The organism is Levilactobacillus bambusae (genome assembly GCF_003124125.1).
GTDB lineage: Bacteria > Bacillota > Bacilli > Lactobacillales > Lactobacillaceae > Levilactobacillus > Levilactobacillus bambusae.
Map to the genome: position 1 here is coordinate 220250 of NZ_QCXQ01000001.1, position 22604 is coordinate 242853.

Sequence of the window (22604 nt, forward strand, 5' to 3'; positions counted from 1 at the left end):
CAGTATTGCTGGGCGCCTTTTTCCTATGCAAGTTTAACTTTTGGATTAACGTAATGATTTCCGGTAGCCCGCTGCTTGTGCTTCGGCCTCGGTATTAAAATAAATGGCGTTGGAGGCCTTCATATGATAATCAGCCTGTGAGTAAGCATGATAAATCTTGCTATTCTTATTACCCACAAAGTGTGGGGCATCAGCTGTATTCACATCCCCAGTTTCCTGGTAGGATCGGTTTGTCGTTTTGCTTGTTTGTGTCTCCTGGGCCCTTGTGGTTGATGCAGATGCGACTTCTTGCGCAGTCTTACGCGAGGCTGATCTTGAAGCGGCCATTAGACTGCTTGACTCGGATCGGCTTTCAGATTGACTGACGGACTCAGCCTTTTCTGAGGCTGCCTTAGCCTTGCTTTCAGATTCAGCTTGAGCCTTCTTTTCAGAACTTGCTTCAGCTGCCCGCCGGCTTTCAGAAGTGGAGCTGGCCTTTTTTGCCGCAGCCTTTTTCTTACTTTCACTCTCAGCTTGAGCCTTTTCCTGCGACTCTTTTTTAGCTTCAGCAGCTTTCTTAGCCACCGCAGCTTTTGTTGCTGCCTTCTTCTTCGATTCGGCGGCAGCATGACGCGATTCCGAGTTAGAAGAAGCCACTTCTTCCTGTTTATCGTTAGCTAATTGCGCCTTCGTTTCAGTATGGGGTGCGGCGACACCGAGCAGCATAACAGCAATAAAACCCGTTCCAATTTTCTTCCAGCTAAACCATTTTGACGCCGGCCGTTTAAATACTTTTTTAAACGGTAAAACGAAAATCCCAATAAGAACGTATAAAAATAACATCACACAAAAAAACATTAAAAAATTATAAACCAAAATAACCTCCTGTGATCCCCCAGATCAGCCGTTTTAATAATTTCCCAATACCAACTTTTAGTGTCATTCGGGTCTGGACAATTGTTTTAAAAACGTATAAATGCCTATCTTGAGATTATTTCACAATCTTTCAATTCCCGCAAGAATAGATTAAAAGAAATAAATAAAAGTCGAAAAAATGACGGACTTATGGGTAAAACAATGGGGGGATTTAGATGAGACAACGTGATTTTTGGGTTCGGCTAAAATTGGCAGACGGCATTGGGATAACGGGTGAGGCCAAAGTATGGCGTGCACTAGCTCCCGACGGTCAATTAGCAACTGATTGGGATCAGCCGGCTGAAAAGCTGGCGGAATGGGCGGAACTAACTGGGCGTTCAAAGTTACGTTTTATCCAGAGTTGGACCGGACCAGCACTGGAACAGCAGGCCGCCATAAACCTAACCCGTAACCGGGTTTGTACGATTGATGATGTTAATTATCCGCAGTGGCTGCGAGAAATTTATGCCCCACCGGTAGCCCTATTTTACAGGGGGGATTTTACACTCTTACGTCAGCCGTTGTTAGCGGTAGTTGGTTCCCGAAAGCATTCTTTCTATGCACTTGATGTTCTCCGTCAGCTTCTTCCTGACGTGATGGCGGCTGGAGTGGTTATTGTCTCTGGTCTGGCCCAGGGAGTCGACACCCTCAGTCACCAGGCAGCCTTAGCTTACCAGGGGAAAACGGTGGCGGTTATCGGAACCGGGCTAGATCGCTGCTATCCAGCCGGTAACCAGGCACTAATGACCGAACTCATGACGAATCATTTAGTGATGAGTGAGTACCCCTTAGGCAGTCGGGGCCTGCCGTACCACTACCCGGAGCGTGATCGTATTCTGGCGGGGCTTTGTCAGACGGTCTTGGTGGTAGAGGCGGCCGAACATTCTGGAAGTCTGATTACGGCTAACAGTGCCCTGGCCGAAAATCGAAACGTCTTAGCGGTTCCGGGGGCAATTAACGCTCCGTTTTCGGCTGGAACGAATGCCTTGATTGCGGCGGGGGCAAAGCCTGTATTGACGAGTCAGGATATTTTAGATGACCTGCAACTAGGCTGATTTTTTAGTCGTTAGCCATATAATAGTAGAATTTTTTAGTTGTTATTTTGAGAAGTTAGCCTATAGTTAAGAGGTACAACCAATTTAGCTTCCGTCATACCAACGTTTTGACGGCTTCATTCGCTTGATTTTGAGGCCTAGAAATGATGATTTGGTTGACAAACTGGGCGCAAGTGAAATACACTGACGTAGATTTACCACAAACTAATCATAATAATAAACAATTAAATGAAACCGCTAGCCAAACGATTTTTTAGTTGACTAGCATATGAAGGAGTAATTGGATGGCTACGACAAAATCCAAAACCACAGCAACCACTAAACCAAAAGCAAAACGAAAAAAGCCACGGAAAAAGCTAGTTATTGTAGAATCCCCCGCTAAGGCTAAGACCATTGAGAAGTACCTTGGCCGAACCTACAAAGTTGTCCCAAGCTTAGGGCACGTTCGGGACCTCCCAAAAAGTTCAATGGGGGTAGACGTTGAGAATAATTACGATCCCCACTATATTTCCATCCGGGGTAAGGGTGACGTCATTAAAGAACTGCGCGCCGATGCAAAAAAAGCGTCGAAAGTGTACCTGGCATCTGATCCGGATCGGGAGGGAGAATCAATTGCTTGGCATCTCTCACACGTTCTTAATTTAGATATTGAGGATCAAAACCGGGTAACGTTTAATGAAATTACGAAGGATGCCGTCAAGGAAGCTTTCAAAACTCCCCGAACCATTGACATGGATCTAGTTGATTCTCAGCAGGCCCGTCGGATTTTAGACCGTTTGGTTGGCTACTCGATCTCTCCATTACTTTGGAAAAAGGTTAAGAAGGGGTTATCTGCCGGGCGGGTTCAGTCAATTGCCTTAGCGCTCATTATTAAGCGGGAAGAAGAAATCAAAACCTTCAAACCCCAAGAATACTGGACAATCGAATCTAAGTTTAAAAAGGGCCGTCAGACCTTTACCGCCAACTTTTACGGGTTAGCAGGTAAGAAGATGGATCTTCCCAATAACGAATCCGTTCAAAAAGTGTTGCAGCAAATCGATCCCAAAGGTGATTTTGATATTACGAAGGTCATCCGAAAGGAACGTAAGCGGTCACCACAGCCGCCGTACACGACAAGTACTATGCAGCAGGATGCTAACCGGCGCTTAAACTTTCGGTCACGAAAGACCATGATGGCTGCTCAACAGCTGTATGAGGGAATCAACTTGGGCAAGGATGGTAACCAGGGGTTAATTACCTATATGCGGACCGATTCTACGCGGATTTCCTCCCTGGCTAAGCATGAGGCCTCCACGTTCCTGCACGACCGGTACGGGGCAGAATATGCGGCAACCAAACCGATTAAGGGAAAGTTACCCGAAGGGGCACAGGATGCCCACGAAGCGATTCGGCCAACTTCGGTTACCCGGACGCCAGAAAGCGTGAAGGATTTCCTAACGAAGGATCAGTACCGACTGTACTCCTTAATCTGGACTCGCTTTTTAGCTAGTCAAATGACGAACGCAATTATGGATACTATGACGGTCACCATTGAACAAAACGGGGTAACCTTCCGGGCCAACGGTTCCAAACTCAAATTTGATGGATTTTTAAAGGTCTTTAAGGATAGCAAGGAGAAAGATAACGTTCTGCCCGACCTTGAAGAAGGGGAAACCGTTAAGTTAGCAAATACTAACCCGGCCCAGCATTTTACCCAGCCGCCCGCACGATACTCTGAAGCCAACCTAATTAAGGCCTTGGAAGAAAATGGGGTCGGCCGGCCGTCAACCTATGCGCCAACGTTGGATACCATTCAAAAACGGTACTACGTTAAATTGGTTGGTCGCCGGTTTGAACCAACCGAGCTTGGCGAAATCGTGAATGAAATTATTCAGGATTACTTCCCAGACATTGTAAACGTTGGGTTTACCGCCGAACTCGAAACGGAACTCGATGAGATCGAAGAGGGGAAGGAAGACTGGGTCAAGGTCATTGATGACTTTTACCGGCCGTTTGCTAACGAAGTTTCCACGGCCGAAGAATCACTGGATAAAATTCAGATTAAGGACGAGCCCGCCGGCTTTAATTGTGACATCTGTGGGGCCCCAATGGTCATTAAAATGGGCCGTTACGGAAAGTTCTATGCTTGTTCCCGGTTCCCGGAGTGCCGCAACACCAAACCCATCGTGAAAGAGATTGGGGTTGTTTGTCCAAAATGCGGCAAAGGTCAGGTCATTGAACGCAAGTCCAAGAAAAACCGGGTCTTCTATGGCTGCAGCCGCTATCCCGACTGTGACTTTGTTTCATGGGATAAACCGGTTGGGCGTAATTGTCCCGTTGATAAACACTTCTTGGTCGAAAAGAAGGTTAAGGGTGGCGTTCAAGTTGTCTGTCCAAACGGGGATTACGAGGAACCCGTTCAAAAATAAACCGTTTCTTTGCGAAACCACAAGGTTGGTTTCGCTTTTTTTGCCGGTTAATGTAAGCGAAACCATTTTTTTCGATCAGTGCTTGTATTTTGAAAACGGGTTTGCTAAAGTTGATTTTAAGGGGGATGGCATACCGTGGATTTAAAAACCAGTCAGCAGGATCAGGCTGACGCCTATTTACGTTATTTAATGGCTGAAAGACAGTATTCCGATAAGACGGTGACGGCCTACCAACAAGATATTCATCACTTTTTTAAGTGGTTGGATGATTCTGGCGGCCGAATCCCCTTTGATCAGATTGATCATGGAACCGTAGATGCCTACCTGAATTCCCTTTATGACCACAACTATGCTCGAACCACGGTCGCTAGGCGAATTTCTAGTTTGCGTTCGTTTTTCAACTATCTAACCAGACAGCACGTTGTGGATAAAGATCCCTTCGCCTACGTCCGGCTTAAAAAGCACCAGGATCACTTGCCCCGATTCTTTTACGAGCAGGAAATGGATGCCCTATTTAAAGCGGCCGCTACCGGCTCAGAAGACCCGCTCCTTAATCAACGTAACTCTGCTATCTTAGAGGTTCTTTACGGAACGGGGATTCGGGTTGGGGAACTCTGCCTTCTGACCCTACCCGATGTGGATCTCCAGATGCGGAGTATGCTCATTCACGGTAAGGGGAATAAAGAACGGCTAGTTCCGTTTGGCCAGTCCGCTAAACGAGCGTTAGAAAGTTATCTAACCCAAGCCCGGCCAAAATTAATGGCAAAAAAGCATCTCGAACACCCCACAGTTTTTGTCAACGATCTTGGCGGTCCCTTAACCGAGGCGGGGGTGGAATACATTCTTAATCAGGTGATTAAACAAAGCAGTTTAACGGCTAATATTCACCCCCATATGCTTCGGCATACGTTTGCCACTCACATGTTAGAACACGGCGCCGATTTACGGAGTGTTCAGGAACTATTGGGACATAGTAGTTTATCAACAACTCAAATTTATACTCACGTTACCCGGGATAATCTGCAAAAATCATACCGGCAGTTTTTCCCCAGGGCCAAGTCGACTTCAGAGCAGTCACGAAAGGATGACCTCAATTGATAATATTACACGATGATTTTTTAACGGTTCAAATTGATCAGATGGGCGCTGAGTTAATCAGCGTTAAGGATAATGAGTCTCAAATTGAATATATGTGGCAGGCTGATTCCACTTTTTGGGGCCGCCATGCCCCGATTTTGTTCCCCATCGTTGGCCGCTTACACGACGATCAGTACCAGTTACAGGATCAAACTTACGGGTTAACCCAACACGGGTTTGCTCGGGATCGGGACTTCACCGTGGTGAGTCAAACGCCAACTAAAGTGATATTAGAGCAGCGAGCGGACGCAGAGACAAAGCAGAAGTATCCGTTTGACTATCAGTTAACGGTGACGTTTGAATTAAAGGCTCACGAGCTGCAGGTGGCCATGACCGTTATGAACCCGAATCAGCAAGAATTACCATTCTCAATCGGTGCCCACCCCGGGTTTAACGTTCCCTTAGACACCGCCGGGGGAAGTTTTACCGATTATCAGGTAACCGTGGCCCCAAAGCGGGTTTACGATCGAATTCCGCTGAGCGGTCCTTACAGTGAGGTTAATCAGCAGGTTACCGATGACTTTCGCCAGCCAAAGGGATTGAATCACCAAGCCTTTGACCAGGACGCCAAAATTTTAGCCCTGAACGGTGAAGAAACTACCGTAATGTTAAGCTCAACAAAAGACGACCATGGAGTTGCCTTACACGTCGGCGGTGCCCCATACGTCGGAATTTGGTCGCCGTACCCTAAGGAAGCCCCGTTTGTCTGTATTGAACCTTGGTGGGGAATTGCAGATCCGGTTGACCATGACGGTAATTTTTTGACTAAGCCAGGATTAAACCGGTTAGCAGCCAACCAGCAGTTTACCGCCGCTTACAGTATTTCATACTTTTAAACAAAAAATCCCGATGCCAGAGCACCGGGATTTTATGGCTATTTAGACCGTTGTTTTTCACGTCGTTCGTGAAGGGCCCAACCAAGCCCAAAGTGGACCTGATTTTCGGTCCCGTCTTTTAGTCGGACAATGTTGCTTCGGTGTTTATAGAATATGAACACCGTCAAGACTAACGCTAACGCAGTTAATAACCAGTCATGGTAAAACAGGGTTGCGATGGTTGTTAGGGTAAAGGCAATCATACTCGCAACGCTAACGATGCTGGTAATTAAGATTAACAAAACCCAACAACCAGCCGCAAATAAGAATAGGGTTGGGCTATAGGCAAGGAGCATCCCTGCAGACGTGGCTACCGCTTTGCCCCCCTTAAAGCCATCAAAAATAGAAAAAGTGTGGCCTAAAATCGCCGCAAGTCCAAAAATTAACGGACTAACTGTTGTGACATGGAAAAAGGTCGGTAAAAGGGTCGCTAAGGTTCCCTTAGAAATATCTAAAATCATCACGATGGAACCAGCAACCGGGCCTAAGACCCGAAAGGTGTTCGTTGTACCAATGTTACCGGAACCTGATTGACGAATATCCACATGAAAGAAAATTTTTCCAATCCAAACCCCACTTGGAATGGACCCCATTAAGTACGCAAGTATTAATAACCCAAAGATCTTCACCTTGTAGCCTCCATTTATTGATTCATCAGGGAATTAACCCAGCTGCAGTTTCCGTTACTTGTGAAAACGGAAGGTCGCTAATAGTTTATCATTTTTTAGTCGGGACAACCAAACTTTCTGAGATCAATAAGAAGATAGCTCCCATTTTCAAATCGCTGTGGTATGATGATAAAGTTGCGAAGTTAGGCTTTCCGTGGTTAAACCGGGATGATAATCAGCAATCTGAACGTACGTTCGATTTTTACTTGAAAAATGACGTTAAGTCTGTAAAAATAAGTAAATTAATTCTATTATGAAAGGCAGATCGGTGAAGTGGCAAAAAACAAGCAAGAATATGATGACTCCTCCATCCAGGTGCTTCATGGCCTTGAAGCGGTTCGAAAACGGCCGGGGATGTACATTGGCTCGACTGACGCGCGTGGTCTCCACCACCTCGTTTACGAAATTGTCGACAATGCCATTGACGAAGCCCTTGCTGGTTACGGAAAAGAAATTAACGTCGTGATTCACGCGGATAATAGTATCACCGTTGTGGACCATGGCCGAGGAATGCCTACTGGGATGCATGCATCGGGTATTCCAACCATTGAAGTTATTTTAACGGTCCTTCATGCCGGGGGAAAGTTTGGTCAGAGTGACGGCTATAAAACTTCCGGTGGCCTGCACGGTGTCGGCTCCAGCGTCGTGAACGCACTCTCTACCTCATTGACGGTTACCGTTGTCCGGGACGGAGTACGCTACGAAGAAAAGTTTAAGGATGGCGGCCACCCCGTTGGAACCTTAAAGAAGCTAGGGAAGACCCGGGCAGGTTCCGGAACTACCCTGACGTTTAAGCCGGACCCCAGTGTCTTTACAACGACGGTCTATAACTTTAATACCTTAGCAGAACGGTTACGGGAATCTGCCTTCTTGCTCCGGGGGGTCAAAATTACCTTAACGGACGAACGAGAAGGGCAGGAGCGGACCGAAGAGTATTTGTTCAACGAAGGAATTAAACAGTTCGTTGAATTCCTTAATGAAGATAAGGATACCCTTGGCAACGTGATGTACTTTGATGGCAGCAAGGAGGGCATTGAGGTCGAAGTCGCCGCTCAGTATAATGACGGTTACTCTGAAAACCTCCTGTCCTTTGTCAACAATGTCCGAACTAAGGACGGTGGAACCCATGAAGTGGGCTTCAGAAGTGCTTGGACTAAAGCCTTTAATGATTACGGCCGAAAAGTGGGCCTGTTAAAGGAAAAGGATAAGAATTTAGAGGGTTCCGATGTTCGTGAAGGACTCTCAGCGGTGCTTTCGCTTCGGGTACCAGAGGAGCTGCTTGAATTTGAGGGCCAGACGAAGGAAAAACTCGGAACCCCAGAAGCCCGGTCAATCGTTGATAACGTCGTCTTTGAGAAGTTAGGTTACTACCTCATGGAAAACGGCGAATTTGCTCAGAATATGATTCATAAGGCATTGCGCGCTAGGACTGCCCGGGTAGCTGCCAGAAAGGCCCGGGATGAGAGCCGAAACGGTAAAAAGCATAAAAAGAAGGAACGTTTGCTATCGGGTAAGCTCACCCCTGCTCAATCTAAGGACGCTAAAAAGAATGAATTATTCTTAGTCGAAGGGGATTCCGCGGGTGGCTCTGCCAAGCAGGGCCGGAACCGGAAGTTTCAAGCAATCCTGCCGCTCCGGGGAAAGGTATTAAATACCGAACGGGCCAAGCTCGATGACATCATGAAAAACGAAGAAATCAGCACCATGATCTATACTATCGGCGCTGGGGTCGGAGCCGAATTTAACATCGACGACGCAAATTACGACAAGGTTATCATTATGACCGATGCGGATGATGACGGCGCCCACATTCAAATCCTACTGCTGACGTTCTTCTACGAGTATATGCGGCCGTTAATTGATGCTGGTCGTGTATACATTGCGATGCCACCGCTGTACCGGATTCAAAAAAAGGTGGGGAAGCAAAATAAAATTGCCTACGCTTGGACTAACGAAGAATTAAACCAAAAAACCAAGCAGATTGGTAAGGGATACCACCTCCAACGCTACAAGGGGTTAGGTGAAATGGATGCCGAACAACTCTGGGAAACCACTATGGACCCGGATTACCGGACCCTGATTCAGGTCAAAATTGACGATCCAGCCCTCGCAGAACGGCGCGTAACGACCCTGATGGGAAATAAAGTCGAACCCCGGCGAAAATGGATTGAAGAAAACATTGAGTTTAACCAGGAAGATGATGGAAGTATCCTGGATGATACCATGCTGAATGAAACTCACAGTATTGATCCCATTCAGGTTAACTCAGATGCAGAATAAGGATGAAAGGAGATTAGCCAATGAGTGAGGCAAACGAACCTACCGGCCAAAAAATTGAAGATCTCACCCTCGAAGATATTATGGGGGATCGATTTGGCCGTTATTCAAAGTCCATTATTCAAGAACGGGCCTTACCGGATATCCGGGACGGTTTAAAACCGGTTCAACGTCGGATTCTGTTCTCGATGAACAAAGACGGCAATACGTATGAAAAAGCCTTTCGGAAATCGGCCAAGGCAGTCGGAAACGTCATGGGAAATTTTCACCCACACGGTGACAGTTCAATTTATGAGGCCTTAAACCGGATGAGCCAAGATTGGAAGGTCAGAGAGCCCTTAATTGAAATGCACGGGAATAATGGATCGATGGACGGTGATCCGCCTGCTGCCATGCGGTACACGGAAGCTCGGTTAAGCAAAATTGCGAGTGAAATGTTGCAAGACATCGATAAAGACACCGTAGACATGGTGTTAAACTTTGATGATACTGAATATGAACCCACGGTCTTACCGGCTCGGTTCCCAAACTTATTAATTAACGGGGCCACTGGAATTTCAGCGGGGTACGCCACTAACATTCCACCGCATAACCTGGGCGAAGTCCTAGATGCGTTAGACTACCTTATCATGCACCCAAACGCTTCATTAGACAGCCTCATGCAGTTTGTTCCTGGACCAGATTTTCCAACGGGTGGGATCGCCCAAGGTAAGGATGGTATTCGGAAGGCCTATGAAACGGGTAAGGGAAAGATTGTCGTCCGGTCAAAGACTCGAATTGACGATCTACGCGGAAATAAACAGCAAATTACCGTGACTGAAGTTCCCTATGAGGTCAATAAGGCCCAGTTAGTTAAAAAGATCGATGAGATTCGCCTGTTAAAGAAGGTCGAGGGCATCTCTGAAGTCCGGGATGAAACGGATCGTAACGGGCTACAGATTGCCATTGAACTAAAACGGGATGCGGATGCCAACGGGATCTTGAACTACCTGTTTAAGAACACGGAACTCCAAGTGAACTATTCGTTTAACATGGTGGCAATTAACCACATGCGGCCAGAGCACGTGGGGTTAAAGACTATTTTAACGTCCTACCTTGAACATCAAAGCGACGTTGTCACCCGGCGGACCAAGTACGACCTTAAGAAGGCATTGGACCGACAGCACATTGTGGAAGGGCTAATTAAGGCGCTATCCATTTTGGACCAAGTGATCAAAACGATTCGAGCCAGTAAAAATCGCCGGGATGCACGGGATAACTTAGTTGCTCAGTATGAGTTCTCCGAACGACAAGCAGACGCTATCGTGGCCCTGCAACTTTATCGCTTAACGAATACTGACGTGACTGAATTACAACGTGAGCATGATTCATTGGCTAAGCAAATCGAGGAGGATCAACGAATTCTGGAGGATCCCAAGGAATTGCGGAAGGTTTTACGCCGTGAATTAAAGGCGATTGCAAAAGAATACCGCAATCCACGCCGGACTGAAATCCAAGACGAAATTGCGGAAATTCAAATTAAAACGACGGTCACCGTTCCTGACGAACAAGTGGTCGTTATGGTTAGTCGGGACGGCTACCTTAAACGGTCTGGTGTGCGATCCTATAACGCATCGGATCCAGAAGATAACGGTTTAAAGGACGAAGACTTCTCGATTTTTACCGCAGAGTTAAGCACGCTAGACCACTTGTTTATGTTTACCAACAAGGGGAATTTAATCTACCGACCGATTCACGAAATTGCTGATGCAAAGTGGAAGGAAACGGGTGAACATATTTCCCAGATGATTGGGTTGGCCGGGGATGAACGAATTTTAAAGACGTTCGCCTTCAAATCCCTGAATGAAACGGGAGCCTTTGTCATCGCCACAAATGACGGTTACATCAAACAAACTAGTTTTGCCGACCTTACCCCCGGCCGATCTTACCGGTCGAAGGCCATGACCTACGAAAAGTTAAAGTCCGATGGGGCTGAAGTTGTCGCAATTGATTACGTCACAGCCGATCAGGAAACAACTGAACAAGTATTGCTGATGTCTTACGACGGATTAGCTTTGCGTTACCCACTAGAAGAAGTTTCAACGAGTGGCGCTCGATCGACTGGGGTCAAGTCCATGAACCTAGGGGACGAAGATTACGTGGTCAACATGCAATTGGTTCACGACGATGATACCGTAGCCTTAATGACTCAGCGCGGAGCATTTAAACGGATGGCCGTTTCAGAAATTCCGGAAACGAGCCGTGCAAGAAAGGGCGTTATTGTTCTTCGGGAACTCAAACGTGATCCGCACCGGATTGTTGACTTTATTCGGTTAGTTGGTAATTCTCCCGTCGAAGTCCTAACTTCCCGGAAGAAAACCCATGATATTTTGCCAACTGATCATTCTGAAAGCAGCCGCTATTCTAACGGAAGCTTCGTCATTGATGTGGATACCGAGGGAACCCCCGTTAGTCTCCGAATCAAACCCATTGATTTAGTATTAAGTTAAGGTTAATAATAACAATTCATTGCATTTCGTCCTGTTTAATCTTATGATATCTTTGAGGATATGGTTATATAAATGATTAGTTATTTTGAAAACATCATGACCATAGCGAGTTAAGGGGCGAAAGAAATGAAAACAAAACAGGAAACGATCTTTTCATCGAAAACATTGACCTATTTTTTGCAACTTGCTGAAACAATGAATTACACTCAGGCTGCACAAATCTTAGGGATTACCCAACCAGCTTTAACCCAGCAAATTAAGAAATTAGAGCGAACAGTGGGGGCACCCCTCTTTTATTCCGTAGGAAAAAAGCTACGGTTATCTGATGCAGGCTATACCATGCTGGATGCCACCCACCAAATTTACGGGATTTTGAACCAGGCAACGGATGAAATTCAACGTTCAACCAGTGCTACACAAGGCGAAATTAGCATTGGATTACTAGCCTCCATTGAAGATTCCGTTTTTGAAGATTTTGCCATTCAAGCCTATCGGAACACACCGGACATTAAGATTAGTTTCCATATGCTGACGCGGAAGGAAATTTGGGAGAACCTAGAAAATAACCGAATTGACTTAGCCGTCATGTATTTGCCCGATGGGTCCATTAAAAATTGGAAGCCGTATGAGTCAAGCAAGATTATTTCGGACGATTTGCTTTATATTCACCATGACGCCCATTTTGCCGGTCGGAAACGTATTAAGCTGAAGGACACAAACCAAGCACCTTGGGTAATGTATCCAGCGGATTACTACCTCAACTTGGTCCTTCGGGAAGCTTATAAGAACCACCTCGAGGATTTACCCAAAACGGTTGCGAGTTTTACGACTCCCAATCAACTATTGAAATTCTCGATGGAGACGGGGACGGCAACAGCCTTGCCAAACTCTTTCATGGTTGGTAGAACAAATCTACCGAATACCTGGACCGCTAAGTTTGATCCGAACATTCACTTTGACTTAGCGTTTGTCTACCGTAAGGAAAAGGCGGAAATTCCCCGAATAAATCGGTTCTTACTGCAATTTGATCATTATTTGGCGGAAAAAGACTATATTTCACGGTTACAACTTTTAAATCAACCTAAATAAAGGAGAGGTTACTTATGAGTAAAGAATTAGTTTTTGGTCACCAAAAACCAGATACTGATGCGATTGTCGCTGCGAAGGCATTTGCATACCTACAAAATAAATTAGGCAAGGACGTTGAGGCAGTTGCCTTGGGAGAACCTAATGCCGAAACGGTTTTTGCATTAAACCATTTTGCTGAACCAATGCCAAGAATTATTAAAGCTGCTAAACCAGAAGTTGATGAAGTGATGTTAGTGGACCATAACGAACCCCAACAAAGTGTGAGCGATTTAGCCGACGTTACGGTAACGGACGTCGTGGATCACCACCGGATTAACGGATTTAATACGGCTCAGCCCTTAAATTACCGGGCCGAAGCTATTGGTTGTACCAGTACCATCATTACCGAAATGTTTATTGAGGAGAAAATTGATATTCCGGTTCAATTAGCCGGTTTAATGCTTTCAGCCATCATTTCGGATACCTTACTTTTGAAGTCCCCAACAACGACGGATAAGGATCGGGAAATTGCCCGGTTCTTAGCTCAAATTGCGGACATTGATATGGAAAGTTACGGAATTGATTTATTGAAGGCTGGGACTGACCTAGCTTCTAAGTCTGATAAAGAGTTAATTGATACGGATGCTAAGTCTTATGATTTAAACGGGACTAACACCCGCATTGCACAAATCAATACCGTTGACTTAAACGATGTTTTATCCCGCGAAGACGGGATAAAACAAGCGATGAGTGACGAAATGGCTAGTGATAATTATCAATTGTTCCTCGTGTTAGCCACTAACGTACTTGATAGTAATTCAGAATTAATTGTTGTTGGTGATCACCAAGACCTAGTTGAAAAAGCATTCAATACGAAGCTTAATAACGGCCAAGCTAATCTTCCAGGAGTTGTTTCACGGAAGAAACAATTAGTTCCACCATTAACTGAAACTTTTAACGCCTAACTAAGCGTTTTAAGACGGCAAAGCAATGTATTCCGGCGTTTGGAGGAATACATTGCTTTTTAGTTGCTTTTTTTCATCAAATGATTAAACTTAGGAGAAACCAGCTAGGGGCTGGTTTGGGTTAGTATGATGAGGAGGAGAGTTATATGGCAGAAAAGCATAATGAGACAGATGAAGAGTTACGTGAACGTTTAACTCCAGAGGAATATGAAGTTACTCAGCATGCCGCTACGGAACGACCATTTAGTGGTAAATATGATGACTTCTATAAGCCAGGAATCTACGTTGATGTTGTCAGTGGTCAACCATTATTTAGTTCTACCGACAAATATGATGCAGGTTGTGGTTGGCCATCGTTTACTCATCCTATTAATCAGGGTAATGTTGAGACAGATACGGATACGTCACATGGAATGGTCCGTGAAGAAGTTCGGAGTCAAGAAGCCAACTCTCACCTGGGTCACGTTTTTAATGATGGCCCTAAAGACGACGGGGGCCTGCGGTACTGTATTAACTCCGCTGCACTCCGGTTTATCCCTAAGGATCAGCTTGAAGCCCAAGGGTACGGTCAATATTTGAAGCTTTTTAACTAAGGGGGAACTTAAAATGTCTGAAACTGCAATTTTTGCGGGTGGTTGTTTTTGGTGCATGGTTAAGCCGTTTGATCAAATGCCTGGGATTGAAAAGGTCGTCTCAGGTTATACCGGAGGCCACGTTCCTAATCCCACTTACCAACAAGTAGCGAGCCATAAGACGGGGCACACTGAGGCCGTTGAAATTACGTTTGACCCTAAAATCATTAGTTATAACGATCTGCTCAACATCTATTGGCACCAAACGGACCCAACTGATGCAAGCGGCCAGTTCCAAGACCGGGGTGACAGCTACCGGCCCGTCATTTTTGTGAACAGCCCGGAACAACGTAAGGAAGCTGAAGCCTCTAAGAAAGCGTTACAGGCCAGTGGCGAATTTGACGCTCCGATTGTGACCCAAATCGAAGATTCTCAGCCGTTTTATCCGGCCGAAGAAGAACACCAAGACTTCTACAAAAAAAATCCACTTCGCTACCAGATTGAAGAAATGGGTGGCCGTGAACAATTCTTGAAGCAGCACTGGCAAAAGGATCAGCAAAAATAGATGTGTTGCTTAAAAGCTTGAGATCTAATATCTCAAGCTTTTTTATTTGGATCCGACTGCGTTATACTAACTGAATTAGATGATCTAGGGGGCTTTAAGTTATGGTACTGGTACAAACTAAAATTGTTTTTCACGTTGATGAGCTCAACAAATGGCCCGAAGTTTTAAGCAATGTAACTAACGTTTTAATGGATTTGGCACAGCATGATGATCATCACATTCAAATGGTGGTAGTGGCCAACGGCGATGGAATCATGGGATATTTAATTCCATCAATTAATGATCAAATTAGCGAGTTGGCCAAAACCGTAGAATTCCACGCATGTCACAATTCGATGGTTAGCCACGGGTTAAATAGCGCTCGGATTCCATCAGGCGTTCATATTGTCCCAGTTGGCGTCATTGACTTGGCGAGTCTTCAAGACAATGGTTATCGGTATCTGAAACCTTAATGTGAATCAGCTGCCAAAGACGCGAAACCAAAACACTGAAATTGATGCACCAATTAATAGGATGACGAGGATCAATTTAAGCCATTTTGTTAACATTAAAAAACTTCCTTTGAATGAATTAGAGAACTCTAGTTACAACAATTATAACGAGAGATGCCAATAAAGTGTAAAAAAAGCAAAGTATTGGCAAATTTTGTTTTTGCCTATTCTTTTAATAATATATATTATGTAAAGTAGAATTTATAGTTTAAATATTATCGTCTGAACCTTGCTCCCCCTTATTAGTCAATTTCCCAAACCGGTAAATTCAACTGACGATCACCAATGATCCAAGTCATGGTTTACCAGACCTTGAGTGCTGTACTTTGATCACAGCTTTTTAACGAGCTAATTCTTAAATTTATTTTACTAATCTGAACATGCACTGAGGTTTAAACCGATCCAGCGACATTAATATATCTAATTCGAGCTGGCTTTATTTATGGTTCCAACCCAGTTATTTTGATCGAACGACTTAATCTGCTTGAGAAATGCATTCTGATGTCGTTTAAAGATGTTTAGTGATCAACTACTAATAAAAACGTTGAGTTTACGGTTAACCAGTCAGTCAAGCACCGTTCAATTAAACTAAAATTAAGCTGATTAGTAACTTAATTGAGACGTTATTTTGATGTCAGTTAATCACTTAAATGCCGTTGTGACGGCTTTTAGAGCTTATTTCAACCCAATTTCACTATTAACCATTAGGTATTTTTCAGAGATCGCAATGAATTGAACCAATCTTTTATAAGTTTGGAATTTATCATTAAGTGGTTGATTACCAAATCAAAGGCCCTAAGATCATTGATGCCAATTTATGTTAGTGGAAATGAAAATAAATGGACTACTTTCATTAAAACACTAATTTTAATGAAAGATGAATGGAAACAAATGCGGGGGACTTTCTTATAGCTTCGTAACGTTGGTTAAGCTTCCTTTAATTCCCGATCGGATGTCTGCCCAATGACGTTGATATCCGTTACAGTGGGAATAATCAATTTTAAAAGGAGCTGATTGGATGATGCGTTGGAGTGTTGTTCTTGTGACCTGGTTTATTCTCGGCCTTGCTATCGTCGCGGTTCTAACGACGGCAAAATCACACCGAATCGTGAAGTTACTTAGTTTAGGTTACCTGATGACAGGTGTTTTTCTTCTCTTCTCCCCGCTTTCCATTACTGGAATGCAGATTTCCGTCATGCCATGGGGTCTCGGTCGGACGAATTTGACTAATATTCAAACCACGATGTCCCTCTCCTACTTTGAAAATATCTTACTAACGATTCCGTTGGGCCTATTAATTGCCCGATTTTTCCCCCGGATGTCGCTTGTTGGTAAAATTGGGGTCGGGCTGTTTGTTGGGGCTAGCATTGAAATTACCCAGCACTATCTCTCCCATGAAATCTTCATTAACCGGAGCTCAGATATCAATGATGTCTTGGCTAACGGATTAGGTATTGTTATTGGAATGGTTTTCTTCAGTTTGATGGCTTACGTTATCCTTCACAAAAAGCAGTCCCCAGTTAAAGCGTAGCGTTGGGGCGTAAAACGCGTTTAGATCCATAAAAATAGGGCGACTGGCCGGTTCGATTATACGTTAATCGGACTTGGTCAGTCGCCCTATTTGATTAAAGTTTGCTTATCTTGAGTCAGATGTTTCCGGTTAATCTAAGAGTCCCTCACGTTTACCTAAAAAAATCGTGATAATTAAAAGGTCCGCTGACCCTCCCAGGCTCAACTTTTTCTGATCAAAAGTCTGACAAATCTGCTGCATTTTATGCCGTCCCTCTGTCGTTTGACTGGCCCCTAAGTTGAAATATTCCTGAAATTGCTGGTGGGCCCATGGCAAAATGGCAGCCGTCCCCGCCCTCTTAATCAGGTTACTATCTTCAGAGTTTAAGGCAATCATCATTAAGGTATCTAGTAAGCAGGCGTTAGTTGTTCCCTGAGCTTGCCGTAAGTAGGGTAAACTAACGGTCGAAACAACCGGAAACCCAGCCTCAGCCTCACCTCGGCTACCGGTCTTGCCGTACTTTAAGTATTGGCGTTCACCAGCCGTTAAACGGGCGGGATCCTTCTCATTTAGATGGGCAAAATCATGGGCCACGAGACCTGTAAGCATCGCCTGGACGACCCGTATCACCTCAGATGTTTGGGCCTCATCGCCAGCATAGGCCGAAGCCGTCACTAAAATTCCGAGCGCAAAGATGGCACCCTTATGGGTATTGACCCCATTAGTTGCTGCAAACATGGTTTGCTCCGCCTGAATCCCGGCAGGACGAATCGCCGCAAAAAGCTTTGGGCTGGCCGCTTCCTTGTAGTTACGGCCAATGGTTTCGCAAGTTTCAAAGTATGGAACCAAACTGGTTGCACTATTAATGAAGGTAAAGACGTCCATATCCGGGTGTGGGCCCTGAGATACAGGGTCCACAAGGCCGGGTTTAGGCGTGACACTCACTTCTGCTAATAGCGATTGAACAGCCATTTGGGCGAGATTTAGGTGTGCCATTAAACTTTACCCCCTCCTTGGATCGTCGACCAATATAACGCGCTAATGGCCGCTTGAAGGTCAGCGATAGAGTGAGTTCGGCTCCTAGCGCACTCCTTAGCTGGCTTTTGGCACAGAAAGCACTGCCGAACGGGTAAGTGTAAATCGCGTCGGGACAATGTCTGACCATTGGACATGATGTCAACGTCAAAGAGCCGCCCAAGTGAAGCTCGATCCTCAAAGTGAACCCCCAGCGTTTTGGCCTCCCTTAGGGTTCCTTTCGTTAGCCGAATAAAGGCCTCCTTGCCAGTTGGTCGATCCCAAATTGCAATTTTAACGGGGTTGAGCCTAGCCAAGTCGCTTAAGAGGTCCCCCAAGCCTTGATCAAATAATCGGCTTAGCTCGACATTATTTTTTATGGGTCCTGGAACGTTTAATTTAACCGCAATGATAACGTTCGACGGGTAACAGGTCATAAGAGAGCCTTGATAGGCCGCCCGGGCATCCTTATTTGTCAAAACCTGGGTAATCTCTTGGGGTTTACCCCTGATAAAAATTGATTTCATATTTTTCTCACCTTTTTTGAATGCCACCATCATCTACGTTTTTTAAAATAAGGGAAAGCCCCCAAACGATCTGCCAAGGCAGCGGTTTGGGGGCAATCACTTAATCCTTTACTTCTTTGATTTGATCAATAATTGTACCGTCGCGGTACTCAACTAATGCGACAGTCCGATCGGTATATTCAAGGGGTTTAGGTTCCCCCACAATTTTTTCTGCCTCAGCTTGTAAATCAGCAATTGACACCAATTTCATACCGGGAACTTGGTTAAACCGATCAATGAGGTCCTGCCGTTTAGGGTTAACTGCAATCCCTCGTTCGGTAACGACAACGTCAACGGAATCACCTGGGGTAACAACCGTTGCGACATCCTTAACCACGGTGGCATTCCGTCCCCGGACCAACGGGGAACAGATAATGGTGAGTTTGGCGGTCGCCGCATCTTGGTGGCCTCCGACTGCGCCACGAATGACACCATCTGACCCTGTCATCACGTTCACGTTGAAGTTCGTATCAACTTCAAGGGCACTTAGGATAACGACATCTAACTGATCAACCATGGCCCCTTTATTATCGGGATCAGCGTACCAAGAAGCATCAATTTCCTGTTGATTTTTATTATCCGCCATTGATGAGGCCGCGCCTTTATCGAAGTCTTGGACGTCCATTACCTTATCCACTAGGCCTTCCTTTAACAGATCAATCATTGGTGAGGTAATCCCGCCTAAGGTGAAGGAAGCCTTGATATGATTTTCAACCATGGATTCCTTTAAGTAACGGGTTACCGCTAACGCTGCCCCACCCGAACCGGTTTGAAACGAGAAACCATCCTGAAAGTACTGGGAATTAGTAATCACACTGTTAACCATTTCGGCAATTTTAAGTTCCTTTGGATCCTTAGTGAACCGAGTTGCACCCGAACCAATTTTATCGGGATCCCCAACTTTGTCAACCTCAACAACGTAGTCAACCTGAGTCTGCTTAATGGAGGCTGGGGTATTAGGATAGCTAACGAGGTTATCCGTTAATAAAACAACCTTATTCGCATATTGCGCATCCATTAGGGCGTAACCGAGTGACCCGAATACTGCGTCCCCATACATCCCGTTAGCATTTCCTAGCCGATCGGCGTTCGGAACCCCTAAGAAGGCGACGTCAATCTTAATGTCACCATTTTCAATGGCCCGAGCTCGTCCACCGTGGGAACGGAAGATGACGGGAGCCTTTAGGGCACCGTGAGAAACGGCATCCCCAAGACTGCCTCGCATCCCTGAACTGGTAATGTGAGTTACCGTTCCGCTATTGATGGCCTTAACGACCGTATCATTCATCACGTTTGTTAAGGATGAAGGCGCTAAGGTAAGATCCTTAATTCCTAAGTCCATAATAATGCCCATTACCCGGTTAAAGACAAAGTCGCCTTCCCGGAAGTGGTGGTGAAACGAAATGGTCATTCCATCGTGAACGTTATTTTTTACGACGGCTTCTAAATCATCGGTCACCTTGTCATTTCCGGTTGTTACCCGGACAACGGGTGCCGTCCGTTGGATTTCCGGGTGGCCAATCTCAGTTGATTCAAACGGCCGATAATTTAAGTCGGACATAATCTGATCGGGTAGTTCCCGGTTTAAACTATTTTTCAATGTAGTTTCCCTCCTGATCCACTAAATGTGAAGCCTTGGCTAACCGCATCACGCGTTCGGCCCGTAATACAACCGGCCGATCAACCATCTGACCGTTCATGGAGATAACGCCAGACCCCTTTTGATGGGCGGCCTCAATGGCAGCAATCACGTTTTGGGCGTCCTTGATCTCCTTTTTGCTTGGTGCATAAATGGCGTTAACCATCGGAATCTGTCGTGGATTAACTAAGGATTTCCCATCATAGCCTAACTGGTGGATGTATTCCGTTTCACGCTTAAACCCATCAACGTCATCCATATTAGTAAATACCGTATCAAAGGCAGCAATTCCCGCTGCTCGGGCGGCGTGCAGGACCATATTCCGGGCAAATTCAAGTTCACGCCCGTCCTTGTAACGGTGGGTCTTCATATCCGTCGTATAGTCTTCCGCTGATAGAGCAATTCCAATCATGCGGTCGGATGCGGCAGCAATTTCCGGCGCGTTTAAAACACCCTTGGCACTTTCAATGGCGGCCATCAAGTGCGTTGACCCTACTGGAAGGTTAAATTGTTCTTCGGCCTTGACAACTTCAGCCTCTAATTGCTGAATCATCTCAGCTGACTCCGTCTTAGGCAGCCGAATAACATCAATCCCAGCCTTGACCATGGCCTTAATGTCATTTTGATAGTACGGGGTATCGAGTCCGTTAATTCGGACAACCAGTTCGGCATCCCCGTAGTCAACGGTGTGGAGCGCCTCAAAAACCAGATCCCGAGCCGCATCCTTTTCCGTCATGGAGACCGCATCCTCTAAGTCAAACATGATGGAATCCGCCCCGTAAATTCCGGCGTCCTTTACCATGCCGGGGTTATTACCCGGAACAAACATCATTGTACGGCGTAATCGTTCCTTACTTTCCGTCATTATAGAACCTCCCATGCTGGCTCGTTGACCGTATCTAGGGCGCGTTGGGCTGCGGCAATTGTTCGCGCCTTAATGACACAGTCTAGAGCGCCCTTATCAACGGCCTTAACGTTAACATCGGTAATGTTGAAATCCGTTAAAACGGTCGTAATGACCCGGCGAATGTCATCACCAAAACTTTTGGCTACTTCTGAATCAAGGTCAATTTGAATGCCATTTGTTCCCTTACTGAGCATAATTTGAATGTCTGAGGATTCTAACGTTCCGGCGAGTGCCGTTTTTTTAATTTCCATCAATCTTCATTCCTTTCTTAATTCGTTTCTGAAGGTCGGTTAAATGCTCCTGAATGTACTTGGCAGTGGTATCTGGAACCAATACCGCGAGGTGGGTTAAATCGTCAGCCGCAATCATTTCACGAACGGTTCGGGCGGAAATAACATCATGGTTAGCGCTACGTCGTTCGATAACCTTTACTGCTACTTCCGGTGGGAGTTCCCGCTGCAAAACGGAATTGTAGATAGCGGTCGTCCGGGATCGTGGTTCACTACCAACGTACCGGGTAGTAATGTGCCGTTCCTTTGCAACCCAGTTCTTAAAGATTCGGGCATCTAAAGTTGTTTGATAAGTAATCTCTTTTTCGGGACTGGTTAAGAAGTACGCCGGGAAGGTGGCGTAACTCACCATGTAATCCCCCCCGCTGACCACTAGCACGTTGTTAAGGTCAGCCAATCCCGCAGTTACGAGTCCCACCCGCTCTTCGGTGGTAAATAGCGAGGAATCCGTATTGACCACAAAGACGTAAACGGCGTCTGCTTCTTCGGCCGCCCGTTCAACGAGGTACCGGTGCCCCCGCGTAAATGGATTGGCATTCATGACAATCCCAGCAATGCTTTGACCCGGTAGTTGGGGAATGGTATCTAAGTATGTCTGAATCGTGACGTCCCCTGTTTCGAGTAGGGCGCCGTCAGCTGATTGGGCCAACTCAGAAAATCCAAGGTGTTGAAAGCTCTGCGAATATTGGGGCTTAGTGAAGACAAAAACATGAAAGATTCCCCGTTGAGCTAATCGCGCGAGTAGTTCGGTGACAATCATATTAAAGTAGGTTCCCTGCGTTTGGTTTTGATTGCAGACCCCAATATACTTTAGAACGTTATTAGAAACCGATCCGGTCGCCACTAACCGATCCCCATCAAAAATTCCGACCGTTTCATCAATAACGCTGGTCTCCGTAGTTGAAAAATTTGAAATCCCTAAGGATTGTAGGAAGGTTTGCCATTCATTAAAGGTCCCCTCCTGATTTAAATATAGATCGACAACTTGACCGGCCACCGTTAGTCACCCCACTTTCGTACAAACTTGTACCTTTATTCACGAATCGTTTTGCACCGTTGATTATAGCGCTATTTTTTAAAATTGTAAAATTAAAGTTATATTTTTAATATTGTCGATTAATATTTTTGATTTTTCAAAAATAAAGTTACTATTTTTAAACATTATAAAAAATCCAGCTTATGCTATAATTAAAGGCAACATCAAACAATGGAGG

Annotated in this window: 20 protein-coding genes; 12 read left to right on the forward strand and 8 right to left on the reverse strand. The window is 45.4% G+C overall.

Annotation, left to right across the window (positions count from 1 at the left end; translation table 11 throughout):
* Positions 1 to 45 precede the first annotated feature (45 nt).
* Positions 46 to 822 carry a sunset domain-containing protein gene (locus DCM90_RS01180; protein ID WP_165815168.1) on the reverse strand — a complete coding sequence of 259 codons (777 nt, stop codon included), beginning with the start codon at positions 820 to 822 and terminating at the stop codon, positions 46 to 48.
* Between the two features lie 248 nt (positions 823 to 1070).
* On the opposite strand from DCM90_RS01180, the gene dprA reads away from it, so the two are divergent.
* The 4 genes from dprA to DCM90_RS01200 all read left to right on the forward strand — a co-directional run bounded on the left by dprA (position 1071) and on the right by DCM90_RS01200 (position 6330).
* Entirely contained in the window at positions 1071 to 1949 is an 879-nt protein-coding gene (gene dprA / locus DCM90_RS01185; RefSeq protein ID WP_109249534.1) for a DNA-processing protein DprA, read from the forward strand.
* A gap of 284 nt (positions 1950 to 2233) precedes the next feature.
* Positions 2234 to 4357: a type I DNA topoisomerase gene (topA, locus tag DCM90_RS01190; protein ID WP_109249535.1), complete on the forward strand. Its 2124-nt coding sequence runs from the start codon at positions 2234 to 2236 to the stop codon at positions 4355 to 4357.
* A 135-nt stretch (positions 4358 to 4492) separates the two neighbouring features.
* A complete protein-coding gene (gene xerC, locus DCM90_RS01195) occupies positions 4493 to 5455 on the forward strand; it encodes a tyrosine recombinase XerC (RefSeq protein WP_225365930.1) in 963 nt (320 codons plus the stop codon).
* Positions 5452 to 6330, forward strand: coding sequence for an aldose 1-epimerase family protein (locus tag DCM90_RS01200; RefSeq protein WP_109249536.1), 879 nt, complete (start codon positions 5452 to 5454; stop codon positions 6328 to 6330). The genes xerC and DCM90_RS01200 overlap by 4 nt, the downstream gene beginning before the upstream one ends.
* Before the next feature lie 38 nt (positions 6331 to 6368).
* On the opposite strand, the gene plsY is transcribed toward DCM90_RS01200, so the two are convergent.
* Complete coding sequence (gene plsY / locus DCM90_RS01205; RefSeq protein ID WP_109249537.1) at positions 6369 to 6998, reverse strand: glycerol-3-phosphate 1-O-acyltransferase PlsY; 630 nt, start codon at positions 6996 to 6998, stop codon at positions 6369 to 6371.
* Between the two features lie 312 nt (positions 6999 to 7310).
* On the opposite strand from plsY, the gene parE reads away from it, so the two are divergent.
* The 8 genes from parE (at position 7311) to DCM90_RS01245 (ending at position 16995) form a co-directional block, all read left to right on the forward strand.
* Entirely contained in the window at positions 7311 to 9317 is a 2007-nt protein-coding gene (parE, locus tag DCM90_RS01210) for a DNA topoisomerase IV subunit B (RefSeq protein WP_109249538.1), read from the forward strand.
* 20 nt (positions 9318 to 9337) lie between these two features.
* Positions 9338 to 11803: a DNA topoisomerase IV subunit A gene (parC, locus tag DCM90_RS01215; protein WP_109249539.1), complete on the forward strand. Its 2466-nt coding sequence runs from the start codon at positions 9338 to 9340 to the stop codon at positions 11801 to 11803.
* Positions 11804 to 11929: 126 nt separating this feature from the next.
* The gene (locus DCM90_RS01220; protein WP_109249540.1) at positions 11930 to 12892 is read left to right on the forward strand and encodes a LysR family transcriptional regulator; all 963 of its coding nucleotides are present in this window, start codon (positions 11930 to 11932) and stop codon (positions 12890 to 12892) included.
* 14 nt (positions 12893 to 12906) lie between these two features.
* Entirely contained in the window at positions 12907 to 13836 is a 930-nt protein-coding gene (locus tag DCM90_RS01225) for a manganese-dependent inorganic pyrophosphatase (RefSeq protein WP_109249541.1), read from the forward strand.
* A 146-nt stretch (positions 13837 to 13982) separates the two neighbouring features.
* Positions 13983 to 14429, forward strand: coding sequence for a peptide-methionine (R)-S-oxide reductase MsrB (msrB, locus tag DCM90_RS01230; protein ID WP_109249542.1), 447 nt, complete (start codon positions 13983 to 13985; stop codon positions 14427 to 14429).
* Between the two features lie 13 nt (positions 14430 to 14442).
* Entirely contained in the window at positions 14443 to 14973 is a 531-nt protein-coding gene (msrA, locus tag DCM90_RS01235) for a peptide-methionine (S)-S-oxide reductase MsrA (RefSeq protein WP_109249543.1), read from the forward strand.
* A gap of 101 nt (positions 14974 to 15074) precedes the next feature.
* Positions 15075 to 15425, forward strand: a complete 351-nt coding sequence (locus tag DCM90_RS01240; protein WP_109249544.1) for a DsrE family protein — start codon at positions 15075 to 15077, stop codon at positions 15423 to 15425.
* 1057 nt (positions 15426 to 16482) lie between these two features.
* Positions 16483 to 16995: a VanZ family protein gene (locus DCM90_RS01245; RefSeq protein ID WP_109249545.1), complete on the forward strand. Its 513-nt coding sequence runs from the start codon at positions 16483 to 16485 to the stop codon at positions 16993 to 16995.
* Positions 16996 to 17124: 129 nt separating this feature from the next.
* On the opposite strand, the gene DCM90_RS01250 is transcribed toward DCM90_RS01245, so the two are convergent.
* From DCM90_RS01250 to citC, 6 genes are all read right to left on the reverse strand, one after another.
* Positions 17125 to 17970, reverse strand: a complete 846-nt coding sequence (locus DCM90_RS01250) for a triphosphoribosyl-dephospho-CoA synthase CitG (protein WP_109249546.1) — start codon at positions 17968 to 17970, stop codon at positions 17125 to 17127.
* Complete coding sequence (gene citX, locus DCM90_RS01255) at positions 17970 to 18515, reverse strand: citrate lyase holo-[acyl-carrier protein] synthase (RefSeq protein WP_109249824.1); 546 nt, start codon at positions 18513 to 18515, stop codon at positions 17970 to 17972. The genes DCM90_RS01250 and citX overlap by 1 nt, the downstream gene beginning before the upstream one ends.
* Positions 18516 to 18615: 100 nt before the next feature.
* A complete protein-coding gene (gene citF, locus DCM90_RS01260) occupies positions 18616 to 20154 on the reverse strand; it encodes a citrate lyase subunit alpha (RefSeq protein ID WP_109249547.1) in 1539 nt (512 codons plus the stop codon).
* Positions 20144 to 21058: a citrate (pro-3S)-lyase subunit beta gene (citE, locus tag DCM90_RS01265; RefSeq protein WP_109249548.1), complete on the reverse strand. Its 915-nt coding sequence runs from the start codon at positions 21056 to 21058 to the stop codon at positions 20144 to 20146. The genes citF and citE overlap by 11 nt, the downstream gene beginning before the upstream one ends.
* Entirely contained in the window at positions 21058 to 21351 is a 294-nt protein-coding gene (gene citD / locus DCM90_RS01270) for a citrate lyase acyl carrier protein (RefSeq protein ID WP_109249549.1), read from the reverse strand. The genes citE and citD overlap by 1 nt, the downstream gene beginning before the upstream one ends.
* Entirely contained in the window at positions 21341 to 22387 is a 1047-nt protein-coding gene (gene citC, locus DCM90_RS01275; protein WP_109249550.1) for a [citrate (pro-3S)-lyase] ligase, read from the reverse strand. The genes citD and citC overlap by 11 nt, the downstream gene beginning before the upstream one ends.
* Positions 22388 to 22604: the final 217 nt, after the last annotated feature.

Excerpts from the sequence above, each read along its gene's own strand:
- DCM90_RS01180 (WP_165815168.1), bottom strand. The coding sequence starts at position 822 with ATGTTATTTTTATACGTTCTTATTGGGATTTTCGTTTTACCGTTTAAA.
- dprA (WP_109249534.1), top strand. The coding sequence starts at position 1,071 with ATGAGACAACGTGATTTTTGGGTTCGGCTAAAATTGGCAGACGGCATT.
- topA (WP_109249535.1), top strand. The coding sequence starts at position 2,234 with ATGGCTACGACAAAATCCAAAACCACAGCAACCACTAAACCAAAAGCA.
- parC (WP_109249539.1), top strand. The coding sequence starts at position 9,338 with ATGAGTGAGGCAAACGAACCTACCGGCCAAAAAATTGAAGATCTCACC.
- DCM90_RS01220 (WP_109249540.1), top strand. The coding sequence starts at position 11,930 with ATGAAAACAAAACAGGAAACGATCTTTTCATCGAAAACATTGACCTAT.
- DCM90_RS01225 (WP_109249541.1), top strand. The coding sequence starts at position 12,907 with ATGAGTAAAGAATTAGTTTTTGGTCACCAAAAACCAGATACTGATGCG.
- msrB (WP_109249542.1), top strand. The coding sequence starts at position 13,983 with ATGGCAGAAAAGCATAATGAGACAGATGAAGAGTTACGTGAACGTTTA.
- msrA (WP_109249543.1), top strand. The coding sequence starts at position 14,443 with ATGTCTGAAACTGCAATTTTTGCGGGTGGTTGTTTTTGGTGCATGGTT.
- DCM90_RS01240 (WP_109249544.1), top strand. The coding sequence starts at position 15,075 with ATGGTACTGGTACAAACTAAAATTGTTTTTCACGTTGATGAGCTCAAC.
- DCM90_RS01245 (WP_109249545.1), top strand. The coding sequence starts at position 16,483 with ATGATGCGTTGGAGTGTTGTTCTTGTGACCTGGTTTATTCTCGGCCTT.
- DCM90_RS01250 (WP_109249546.1), bottom strand. The coding sequence starts at position 17,970 with ATGGCACACCTAAATCTCGCCCAAATGGCTGTTCAATCGCTATTAGCA.
- citX (WP_109249824.1), bottom strand. The coding sequence starts at position 18,515 with ATGAAATCAATTTTTATCAGGGGTAAACCCCAAGAGATTACCCAGGTT.
- citE (WP_109249548.1), bottom strand. The coding sequence starts at position 21,058 with ATGACGGAAAGTAAGGAACGATTACGCCGTACAATGATGTTTGTTCCG.
- citD (WP_109249549.1), bottom strand. The coding sequence starts at position 21,351 with ATGGAAATTAAAAAAACGGCACTCGCCGGAACGTTAGAATCCTCAGAC.